Source organism: Halothiobacillus sp., from assembly GCF_027346185.1.
Taxonomy (GTDB): Bacteria; Pseudomonadota; Gammaproteobacteria; order Halothiobacillales; family Halothiobacillaceae; genus Halothiobacillus.
This window is the reverse complement of the sequence record NZ_DAIESY010000068.1, coordinates 1-10,278: the sequence shown is the minus strand read 5'-3', so window position 1 is coordinate 10,278 and position 10,278 is coordinate 1. Positions and strand designations below refer to the sequence as shown.

Annotated in this window: 13 protein-coding genes and 2 pseudogenes; 8 read left to right on the top strand and 7 right to left on the bottom strand. The window is 53.8% G+C overall.

All coding sequences use genetic code 11. From position 1 onward, the window contains the following. The first annotated feature begins 518 nt into the window (after positions 1 to 518). The 6 genes and pseudogenes from M7R55_RS05480 (at position 519) to M7R55_RS05455 (ending at position 2,819) form a co-directional block, all read left to right on the top strand. The gene (locus M7R55_RS05480; RefSeq protein ID WP_298219237.1) at positions 519 to 773 is read left to right on the top strand and encodes a GIY-YIG nuclease family protein; all 255 of its coding nucleotides are present in this window, start codon (positions 519 to 521) and stop codon (positions 771 to 773) included. Between the two features lie 146 nt (positions 774 to 919). Beyond that, on the top strand, positions 920 to 1,183 hold the full coding sequence (locus M7R55_RS05475) for a BrnT family toxin (RefSeq protein ID WP_298219234.1): 264 nt from the start codon (positions 920 to 922) through the stop codon (positions 1,181 to 1,183). After that, positions 1,173 to 1,433 carry a CopG family transcriptional regulator gene (locus M7R55_RS05470; protein WP_298219232.1) on the top strand — a complete coding sequence of 87 codons (261 nt, stop codon included), beginning with the start codon at positions 1,173 to 1,175 and terminating at the stop codon, positions 1,431 to 1,433. Before M7R55_RS05475 ends, M7R55_RS05470 begins: the two co-directional genes overlap by 11 nt. 8 nt (positions 1,434 to 1,441) lie before the next feature. Further along, a pseudogene (locus tag M7R55_RS05465) lies at positions 1,442 to 1,714 on the top strand (toxin). Position 1,715: 1 nt separating this feature from the next. Beyond that, positions 1,716 to 2,018 (top strand): CopG family antitoxin, encoded by a 303-nt coding sequence (locus M7R55_RS05460; protein ID WP_298219230.1) that lies wholly within the window; start codon positions 1,716 to 1,718, stop codon positions 2,016 to 2,018. Positions 2,019 to 2,261: 243 nt separating this feature from the next. After that, a complete protein-coding gene (locus tag M7R55_RS05455; protein ID WP_298219228.1) occupies positions 2,262 to 2,819 on the top strand; it encodes a DUF924 family protein in 558 nt (185 codons plus the stop codon). Between the two features lie 51 nt (positions 2,820 to 2,870). On the opposite strand, the gene M7R55_RS05450 is transcribed toward M7R55_RS05455, so the two are convergent. The 7 genes from M7R55_RS05450 to rpiA form a co-directional block, all read right to left on the bottom strand. Beyond that, positions 2,871 to 3,392 (bottom strand): phosphate-starvation-inducible PsiE family protein, encoded by a 522-nt coding sequence (locus M7R55_RS05450; protein ID WP_298219236.1) that lies wholly within the window; start codon positions 3,390 to 3,392, stop codon positions 2,871 to 2,873. Positions 3,393 to 3,789: 397 nt separating this feature from the next. Then, on the bottom strand, positions 3,790 to 5,034 hold the full coding sequence (locus M7R55_RS05445; RefSeq protein WP_298219226.1) for an NAD(P)/FAD-dependent oxidoreductase: 1,245 nt from the start codon (positions 5,032 to 5,034) through the stop codon (positions 3,790 to 3,792). After that, entirely contained in the window at positions 5,031 to 5,300 is a 270-nt protein-coding gene (locus tag M7R55_RS05440; RefSeq protein ID WP_298219224.1) for a hypothetical protein, read from the bottom strand. The genes M7R55_RS05445 and M7R55_RS05440 overlap by 4 nt, the downstream gene beginning before the upstream one ends. Positions 5,301 to 5,319: 19 nt before the next feature. Next, positions 5,320 to 5,586, bottom strand: coding sequence for a phage holin family protein (locus M7R55_RS05435; protein ID WP_290676876.1), 267 nt, complete (start codon positions 5,584 to 5,586; stop codon positions 5,320 to 5,322). Between the two features lie 6 nt (positions 5,587 to 5,592). Next, positions 5,593 to 5,949 (bottom strand): hypothetical protein, encoded by a 357-nt coding sequence (locus tag M7R55_RS05430; protein ID WP_298219220.1) that lies wholly within the window; start codon positions 5,947 to 5,949, stop codon positions 5,593 to 5,595. An 85-nt stretch (positions 5,950 to 6,034) separates the two neighbouring features. Then, the gene (gene aroE, locus M7R55_RS05425; protein WP_298219218.1) at positions 6,035 to 6,886 is read right to left on the bottom strand and encodes a shikimate dehydrogenase; all 852 of its coding nucleotides are present in this window, start codon (positions 6,884 to 6,886) and stop codon (positions 6,035 to 6,037) included. A gap of 8 nt (positions 6,887 to 6,894) precedes the next feature. Further along, positions 6,895 to 7,557 carry a ribose-5-phosphate isomerase RpiA gene (gene rpiA / locus M7R55_RS05420; RefSeq protein ID WP_298219235.1) on the bottom strand — a complete coding sequence of 221 codons (663 nt, stop codon included), beginning with the start codon at positions 7,555 to 7,557 and terminating at the stop codon, positions 6,895 to 6,897. A gap of 275 nt (positions 7,558 to 7,832) precedes the next feature. Here rpiA and ilvA point away from each other — a divergent pair, with 275 nt between their 5' ends. Together ilvA and M7R55_RS05410 are read left to right on the top strand one after the other, a co-directional pair. Beyond that, complete coding sequence (ilvA, locus tag M7R55_RS05415) at positions 7,833 to 9,356, top strand: threonine ammonia-lyase, biosynthetic (protein ID WP_298219217.1); 1,524 nt, start codon at positions 7,833 to 7,835, stop codon at positions 9,354 to 9,356. A 728-nt stretch (positions 9,357 to 10,084) separates the two neighbouring features. Continuing rightward, a pseudogene (locus M7R55_RS05410) lies at positions 10,085 to 10,278 on the top strand (IS5/IS1182 family transposase); the annotation flags it as partial.

Genomic DNA, 10,278 nt, shown 5'->3' with positions numbered 1-10,278 from the left:
AACATCGAGAAGCTGACGCATCATGGCTATGCCCATTGAACAGGGTGGAGAGAGTAACTTCCGCCGCCACAACACCGGATCAAACTGGGGTTGAGCACAGAAAAACGAGGAACGACGATGAAAACCCGGAATGACCTGATGCCGCATCAGCTTCAGCCATCTACTGAAAAAATTCCGGTGGGTGTGGCAAACGGAACCCATAAATGGGTTTTTCTACAGCGTCGTTAGATGCGGGGTGCTCTATGGGCAAAGCTTCACGGGCAAAAAGAAACAGGCCGCCATCCAGAAATACTGGGTGAGGCTGCGTCTATTATGTTCATACCGACGAAGGCTACATCGGGATGGTTGCTAGCCGAGAGCAAGCACAGTCCATGGACAAGCACTCCGTTCTGATCTGCGATGAAAACGAAACGGCTCAATTCCCACAATGGGGTAATGAAAGAGCAAACCAATACATTCTAGAAAAATCGCTTTCGTTGGGTTTCACACGTATTGGAAACATTGCATTCTTCTAACGAATTGAAAAGGGCAGTGGGTACGTCTACTTCATCGAAGCCGTAGGCTTATCGAGAGTGAAGATCGGCTATTCCGAAGATCCAGAAAGCAGGCTTCACACGCTACTAACTGGATTGCCAGTGGCGCTAAATATTTTTGCCAAAATGCCGGGCAATCAAATCATGGAAAAGGAAATTCATAGCCGCTTCCAGCACCTTAAAGTTGAAAACGAGTGGTTTCACTTCACTGATAAAATCAAGGCTTACATCTTACATTGAGAAAAACTTCATCTAACAATTGCTTCGAGAGGGTCGCTCCAACAGCGGGCTTCGCACCTGTTTCCGCGCATCTCAAGCGAAACGTTAGCAGTTACAGCTTCCTACCAAATCTTGCGGATTGAGTAAAAAAGGAATAATTTGTACTCATGGATGAGTTTGAATTCGACGAAGCCAAAAGCCAGGCCAATCTGGAAAAGCACGGTATAGATTTCGTTGCTGCCCAAGGGCTTTGGAAAGATCCATACCTGCTGGAGATCCGCGCAAAATCAGGGGATGAGCAAAGGTTCTTGCTGATAGGAAAGATTGTTGAAAAGCACTGGTCGGCGATCGTCACATACAGGGAAGCTCGTATTCGTCTGATTTCAGTCAGACGTTCCCGTAAGAAGGAGATTGAGCTCTATGAAAGCTAAAGACTTCGACAAGAAATTTGAGGAAGGCCAGGAAGATATTCTCGATGACCTGGATTTGTCCTCTGCTCGCCGCGTTAATCAGGAACAAAAGCGAATCAACGTCGATTTCCCGGCTTGGGTTGTCGAGTCGTTGGATCGCGAGGCTGCGCGCATAGGCGTTACCCGCCAATCGATCATCAAGGTGTGGCTGGTGGAGCGTCTTCAGGCAGAATCTGCTAATAAGCTGCTTAATGGTGACGCATTACACTAGCTCGTCTGATGAAGCAAATTAACTGGAATGCTGAAAAGAACCAGCAGTTGATGAGCTAGCGCGGAACTTCCTTTGAAGATGTCCTATATGCTCTTCAGTCGGGTGGTTTACTAGATGATGGACCGCACCCCAACAGGGAAAAGTACCCGAATCAGCGTCTGTTTGTGGTTCGGATTGATGATTACGCCTGGCTGGTACCGTACGTCGAGAACGAAAAAGAAATCTTTCTCAAGACGATTATTCCCAGCCGCAAGGCCACCAAGAAATTTTTAGGGGGATAGCATGGCCAAGACCAAATTAGATCCTGAAGAGCAAGAGTTGCTTGAGGCATATGAGTCGGGAGAATTCGAGTCGGACCTGGGTGCCGATCGTCGGGAGTCCCTCGCTAAGGTAGCGGAAGAAACTTTTAAGAAAGACAGGCGAATCAACATCCGTATCTCCAGCCGGGATCTGGAGGCGCTGCAGCGTCGGGCTTTGGAAGAGGGGCTGCCTTACCAGTCTTTGGTTTCGAGTGTTCTGCACAAGTATGTCTCGGGCGGGCTCAAGGATATCTCTGCCAACAAGTCAGGCCAGCGGACGCGCTAACGCTCGCCGCTGCCTTCTGCGTTAGCGGCTCACAAACAGATATGTCATCGGATTTCAAAAGAATCAAGAAGATATAGAGAAAATCAAGCTAAGGCTGTTGGAAATGCATGATGAGATGTAAAAGCTTAATTCAACAGATGAAGCTTCAACTACCACCGTTGTTTTGAGTGCGCCATCATAAAATTAGGGTCTCAGAAAAATTTATTTTCGGAATTTATGTGCGATTGCAATGAGGTTTTCATCATGAGAACTGAGTCGATTAAACCCACCGACATCCTAGATTACTGGTATTCCGAGTTCATGCAGAAGCACTGGTTCGCTTCGACACCGGCATTGGATGAAGAGATCAGGGAAAAGTATTGGTCGTTGTGGGAGCGTGCGGCGACGGGCGAGCTGGATCACTGGCAGGATTCGCCCGAGGGGGCGTTGGCATTGGTGATCGTTCTGGATCAGTTTCCGCTCAATATGTTTCGCGGCAAGCCGGAGAGTTTTCGCACGGAACGAAAGGCCATTGAGGTCACGTTGAACGCCTTGAAAAAGGGGTTCGACAAGCAGTTGAGCAAAGACCGTTTGAGCTTTTTGTTTATGCCGTTGATGCACAGTGAGAAGCTCGAAGATCAGGATTTGTCTGTCTCGCTGTTCCGTCGGTACGGGCTGACGGGCAACATCAAGTTTGCGGAACACCATCGGGAGCTTGTGCGGAAGTATGGCCGATTCCCGCATCGTAACGCCATTTTAGGGCGGGAAAGCACCCCGGCGGAAGTCGCGTATCTGGCTTCTAAGGATGCCTTCAAGGGGTGATCTGAATCGCTCGATCTTCAGCGATTTGTCTGGATGTTTGGTGGCGCACCTTCAAGGATGGGGTTTCGTAATGTCATCAGCCTGTTCGCCCGATGATGACTGTTCTTTCTCTCCGATCTCCCGTTTGTCTATGAACCAAAACACCACACCCAGCGAGAGAATGCCAGCAGAAAGAGCCATTAGCATCATCGGCTGGACTTCTGTTAAATCCAGGATGATGAATTTTCGTGTCAAGGCCAGCAGCGCAATGAGCACCACGATCTTGGTCTGAATGATGTGTTCGCGGCGTTCGATCACTTTGATGATTGAATGTTGAAATTCCATCGCGATCAACAAAGTCATTATGCTGCCGAACAATGACTGGAAAACTCGATGGCTCAACACACGCTCGTGCTGAACGAACAGGTTCGACAGGACATCTCTAATGAGCTCCCATAGTGCCATCAGGATGATGATTGCAATCATTATCCCGAGCACGGTCGCGATGACCTGTTCGAACCGCTCGGCAAGATTCATGACCGACCAATATTTACGGATGTCGATCTGCCGGGGTTCCTTGCGATTGCTGATCATGTTCATGGTGTCTTCGATCCTCAAGAGCTCATCTAAACCATGTTCAATTACAGCGAAAATTTAGGCCTTCCTGTCAGAAATTCAATAGCTACCGGATAACACAAATAAACGAATTCAATTGGTTGTGATTCGTACCGCTGCAACAAGGTACCGGTGCGCGGCGTGAGTTGCGACGGCATCAGAAATGAACGGGCGTTTATTTCCAGCGTGTCAACAGATGGCCCTTTGGGTGCATTGGCACGCATTCCATCACGATCATGGCGCCATCGAGGAATGTGTCCCAGGGCGAGGCCGTCGTCTTCAAGGTGGTTGCCGTGCTGTTGTGGCTGGTGCCGGATCAAGCGGGTTCTGGTCAGCCTTAAGCCAATAGATTCTGCGGACTGAGCCGGCGATGTCTTCAGACCGCCTGCCCGGCGACCCAGCCCGATGACCAGGCCCACTGGAAGTTGTAGCCGCCCAGCCAACCGGTGACATCCACGACTTCGCCGATGAAGTACAGGCCCGGCACGTCCTTGGCTTCCATTGTGCTGGATGACAAAGCGCGCGTGTCCACGCCACCGAGGGTGACTTCTGCCTTGGCATAACCCAAGGTGCCGGAAGGCATGATCTCCCAGGCCGAAAGGGCTTGGCCCATGGCGGTAATCTCCTTGTTGCTGTGTTCGGCCAACGGTTTCGTCCAGCCCCGAGCGGCCGACCATTCCTGCGCGATGCGTTTGGGCCAGTAATCGGCCAGACATTGCGCGAGGCTGCGTTTGCTCGATCGGTTTTCCTCTAGCCAGGACGGAATGTTCAAATCCGGCAGCAGATTCAGGCGGATGGGCTGCTTCTTTTCTGCCGAATAGTACTGACTTTGCCAGTAGCTCGATACCTGCAAAATGGCGGGGCCGGAAAGCCCGCGGTGGGTGAATAGCAGGTTTTCCCTGAAGCGAGGGTGTTGGCCGGATTTGTTGGCGTTCTTGTGCTCTTTGCCGGGTGTCAAATTCGAGCATTCGGCGATAACATCGAGTGAGTTGCCCGTGAATGCTTGCAGTGGTTCGCCATCGGTCGGCGCGAGGGCGAGGGGGACCAGCGCGGGGTGGGGCGGAATGACCGGCAGGCCGAACTGTTCGGCCAATCGATAACCAAACGGCGTTGCCCCGAGTTTGGGAATGGCCAATCCTCCGGTGGCGATCACCAGCGATTGACTCGCGAAGGCACCTTGATCGGTCTCAACCAGGAAGCGGTCATCGCTCGTCTTTTCAACCTGCGTTACCGCACAGGGCTGCGCCCAGGTCACGCCACCTTGCACGCATTCGACCTTGAGCATGTCGATGATCTGGGTGGCGGAATCGTCGCAGAACAGTTGGCCGAGCGTTTTCTCGTGATAGGCGATGCCGTGGCGTTCGACCATCCGGATGAAATCCTGTGCGCTGAATTGAGCCAGTGCGGAGCGGACAAAATGCGGATTCTGCGACAGGAAATTTTCCGGTTTGACGTCCTTGTTCGTGAAGTTGCAGCGGCCACCGCCGGAGATGCGAATGCGTTCGCCGATAGTCAAAGCGTGATCGATCAACAGAACGCGTCTACCCCGTTGGCCCGCCTGTGCCGCGCACATCATGCCGGCGGCGCCCGCGCCGATCACGATCACATCAAATTCGGTCATTTCCTGCGTGCGGAAATGAGTTGCCGGGCCAGAAGCAGCAGCAATTCAGGATGGGTTTTCAATGTCGTTTTTAGCGTATGGAACACAATTGGAATGCCGCGTTCGGCCACAACACCAGCGGCACCGGCGACGGCCACACTCACCCAAGGAAAGCGACGCGTGGTGTCGCGTACGACCGATAGCGGGTCGTTGACGGCATCCTGCCAGGATTGGCGCAAATGCTGTTTGGCTTCATCCAGTGAGCGGGGTGCGGATTGGTTTGCCATGATCGTTAGCCTGATCCGATTACCGCATGGCGCGATAGGCGATAAAGCCGAGCGTTGCCGCCAGCAGCAGGCTTACGCCACCCATGATCAGGGCGGCGAGCGTGCTACCTAATGCGGCGGCCAAGGCGAGGTACCCCGCAGCCAGCAGAAAGCCCAGTGCCGTGAGGATGAGGGCCGAGGCCGTCAGCAGGAACACCAGGCCGAAACTGACACGGCGGACGGACCGCTTCAGCGCGCGCCCTTCCGCCTCCAGCAGTTCGAGCAGGGCGATGACGAATTCCGGCATTGAATGTCAGTTTTTGCTGAACAGTTTGGCGAGCACAAAGCCGATGCCGAAGGCAGTGAGCAGGCTGGCGACCGGATGCCGTTCGATGACCTGTTCTGCTTGATCGACGGTGGCACGCGTCTTCTCGCTCACGCCCTCTTTGGCCGCATTCACCCGCTGATTTAAGGTGTCGATTGCATCATGCAGCGTATTGATGGCGTCCTGCCCGAGTGCTTCGGCCTTGTTTTGGCCGCGTGTTTTCATGGCAGTCAACAGCTCGGCCAAATCGGCCTTGAGTTGATGCATGTCTTGCTTGATGGCGGCGAGTTCTTCGTTGCCGGTGGTGTTTGATGTGGCGTCTGTGGTTTTGGGGGCTGTGGGCATAATGCGATCTCCTTTGGTGACAAGGGTTCATCCTACACCGGTTTGACCGGTGTGCGTGTTCGGGCGCCCCTTTAAAGTGTTTTAATCAGCCCAAGGCCAGTTGTTTCTTGAGCAAATCCCGTACGTGATCCGTTTGGGGTCGGATGCCATGCCAAATATAGAAACTCTCGGCCGCTTGCTCGACCAGCATGCCCAGACCGTCGAATGCGGTAGCGCCCAAGGCCGCACCCCACTGCATGAATACGGTGGGCGCGCGTCCATAGGCCATGTCGTAGACGGTGGTGTTCTGCCCGATCAACGCGTCCGGCAGCGGAAGCTGTTCACCGCTGAGGCTGGCGGAAGTCGCGTTGATGATGAGATCGAACGGTTCTGCGGGGAGGGCATCCAGCGCGCAGGCGCCAAGCTGCGTTCCCGCCAGATCCTGAAAATCGGTTGCCAGTTGTTCGGCCGTTGCCGCGCGGCGATTGGCGATGAGCAATTGCGTGGGTTCTTCAGCCAGCAGGGGCGCGAGCACGCCGCGCGAGGCCCCACCCGCGCCTAGCAGCAGGACCTTTTTGCCTTTGAGTGGGATCTGGTGGAACGCGAGGTCGCGCAGTAAACCCACGCCATCGGTGTTGTCGCCCCGAATATCGGATGACACATCGGATGACCGGGGATCTGCCGGGAAAATCAGCGTATTGACGGCCCCTGCCCGCTGTGCCCGTTCGCTTAGCGTAGCGCATAAGGCAAACGCTTCGGCCTTGAAGGGGACGGTAACGTTCAGCCCGAGCCCACCTTCGCTGCGAAATTGTGCCACGGTTGCAATGAACCCATCCAAAGGTGCCAGAATCGCCGTGTAATCCAGATCGATGCCAGTTTGTTCGGCAAAGGCGCGATGGATCAGCGGCGACCGACTGTGGGCAATAGGGTTGCCAATCACCCCGTATCGAACTGTCATCGTGCGGCTTAGATCGTGAGGGTGCGCACGCCTTCGGCGGCGGCAAGAATCAACACATCGGCAGGGCGCAGGGCGAACAGACCAACGGTGACGATGCCGGGAATATTGTTGAGTTCGGCTTCGAGCTTGGCTGGTTCCATGATCTCCATGTTGTGGATGTCGAGAATCTGGTTGCCATTGTCGGTGACAAAACCATCACGGTACACCGGTTGACCGCCCCGCTTGACCAGTTCGCGTGCGATCATGCTGCGGGCCATGGGGATGACTTCGATCGGCAGCGGGAATTTTCCCAGACGCGGTACCAGCTTGGTCTCGTCGGCCACGCAGACGAATTTTTTCGCCATGTGCGCAATGATCTTTTCGCGGGTCAAAGCGCCGCCGCCGCCCTTGATGAGCTGCAGGTTGGCATTGGTTTCATCCGCACCGTCGATGTAGACCGGAATGTCGCCCACGCCATTGAGGTCGAACACTTCGATGCCGTGTGCCCGCAAACGCTTGGTGCTGGCCTCGGAGCTGGAAACGGCGCCTTCGATCTTGTGCTTGATGGTGGCCAGTTCATCGATAAAGAAATTCACGGTCGACCCCGTACCAACCCCGACAATACTGCCGGTTTGTACGTATTGAAGCGCTGCCTTGGCTGCCTGTTGTTTGAGTTGGTCTTGTGGGGTCATGTTCAGTTCCTTGTTGTTATCGATGGTTCGTTTGCCTTGGTTGATCGCCATACCTGCCAATAGCTGGTTTTCGGCCGCCGAACGAGGCGTGCCAAACACGCTGTACGCGGTTAAATCGAACCGATGAGCAGTTTGACGATAATTGTCGGCGGTTATTCTGGCATGATAGGGCGCTCAGTGCATCATCTGCTTGTACTGCTTCGTCTTTTCGCGCGCATCGTTTGCCCGGGCATTTCTTCGTGTCATTCGGTGCCCAATCGTTCAAGGAGCTGGATTTGTCCGCCTTACTTCAGGATTATCTTCATCGGATTTTGACCGCACGGGTGTACGACGTGGCGAAAGACACGCCGCTGACGCCCGCAATTCTGATTTCCGAGCGTCTGGATAATCGAATTTTGTTGAAGCGTGAGGACACGCAGCCGGTCTTCTCCTTCAAGCTGCGCGGCGCGTATAACATGATGCATCGGCTGAAAAGCGAGGGACAGCTGGGCAGTGGTGTGATTACCGCTTCGGCTGGCAATCATGCCCAGGGCGTGGCGCTGGCAGCCCAGAAGCTGGGTGTGGCCGCCACCATCGTGATGCCGTTGACGACCCCCGCCATCAAGGTCGATGCCGTTCGCCGACGCGGTGCGAAGGCCGTCCTGCACGGAGATACCTTCGATGAGGCATTCGCTCATGCACAGCAGCTTACTCAGTCCGAAGGTTTGGCTTTTATCCCGCCTTATGATCACCCGGATATCATTGCCGGGCAGGGTACCATCGGTGCGGAGATTCTGCGCCATCACCCCGACCCGATTCACGCGATTTTTGTTCCAGTCGGCGGCGGCGGTCTGATTGCGGGCATCGCGGCCTATGTGAAGATGTTGCGCCCGGAAATCCGGATCATCGGTGTCGAGCCGGACGATGCAGCCTGTCTGGCTGCGGCCATGACCGCTGGTGAGCGGGTGGTTCTGGAGCAGGTCGGGTTGTTCGCCGATGGGGTTGCAGTCAAACAGGTAGGCGAATATCCCTTCGCCGTGGCGCAGCAAGCGGTTGATGAAGTGATCACCGTCGATACCGATGCAATGACCGCCGCCATCAAGGACATGTTCGATGATACCCGCAGCATCAACGAAGCGGCAGGGGCATTGGCACTGGCCGGATTGAAAAAATACGTCAAGCAGCACGATCTGCACGGCGAGACACTGATCGCAATCGCTTCGGGCGCCAACATGAATTTTGACCGGTTGCGTTTCGTGGCCGAACGAGCGGATATCGGCGAGCAGAAGGAAGCCCTTTTTGCAGTCACCATCCCGGAAAAACCGGGCAGCTTCCAGGTGTTTTGCGAACTGCTCGGCCGTCGCCAGATTACCGAATTCAACTACCGTTACGCGGATCAGGATCGGGCGCATATCTTTGTGGGCATCCGTCTGGATACGCCCTCGGATCGGTCCGCCGTCTTCAATCGGCTGGTGCATGCTGATTATCCCGTGATCGACCTGACCGACAACGAAATGGCCAAACTGCATGCGCGGCATATGGTCGGCGGCCATGCGCACGGCATAAGCGATGAGCGTCTGTACCGCTTCGAGTTTCCCGAGCGCCCCGGCGCGCTGCTCCGCTTCCTGACCCATCTGGGCGCACGCTGGAACATCAGCCTGTTCCACTATCGCAATCAGGGTGCGGATTACGGCCGTGTACTTGTGGGCGTTCAAGTGGAGCAGGGCGCCATGGACGAGTTCATAACGTACCTCGATGAACTGAGCTATCCCTACTGGCCGGAAAGCGACAACCCGGTTTACAGCCTGTTTTTGGCTTGATTCATCTGATGAGAATCCCGGTTTTTTCTGACTTCCGGCTCAGAAAAAACTGTGCACAGTTATTGTGGATAACCCAGTGCATCACCGTCTGATGACCATCAGCAAGCCCATGCCATCAATGGCTTAGCACAATTGGTCAAAAAATCATCAGATATACGCACCGGCTTTGTCTATGCGAATAACCTGTTGTTTTTAATTGATATAAATAAACTTTCAGATTGAGTCCGGTCGCTCTTGTTCCGTGCCTGCGTTCATGTTAGCCGTTCGAATGCACGATGTTTTAATCTTCAGCCCTGTGGATAACTTTGTGTATTAATTGAGTGGATTCCTGAGTTTATTGGTCGATATTGGCTTAACTGTTTGATTTCAAGGATGCGATTTTTCGTGCCAATCGGAATGGGTGGTTTGGTCCAGAAAAAATCAAAAATTCAAGCACCCAGTCAACGATTTTTTATCCACAAAACCTGTGGATGAACCTGTGGGTTGTTTACGGGCATCTTGCCGGAGCCATGTGAGATCAAGTAGTTGAGGGATTGGTGAAAAAATAGGCAGCAAAACAAACCCGAAAAAAATACAGAAGTTAACTAATTGATTTATATATTTTATTTTTTTAAAAAATTGCCACCTTCTGGCTTGAGTCCGTGCGGTCATTTTGCTAAGGAACCTCTGATTGAATCCCCCCAAATCAGATAAACTAGTGTGAAACCATCGTGTTAGGTGCCGGATCGATGAAACAGACAAGTTTTGCCTCGCTAAGCTTTGCGTCGAAGAAGAAAAAGATGCGCAAGGAGTTGTTTCTTGAGCAGATGCAAGCGTGCGTGCCGTGGCCACAGTTCGAAGCGGTGATTGAACCGTACTATCCCAAATCAGGGCGGCGCGGCGGCCAGCCGATCGGCATCACGACCATGCTGCGGATCTACCT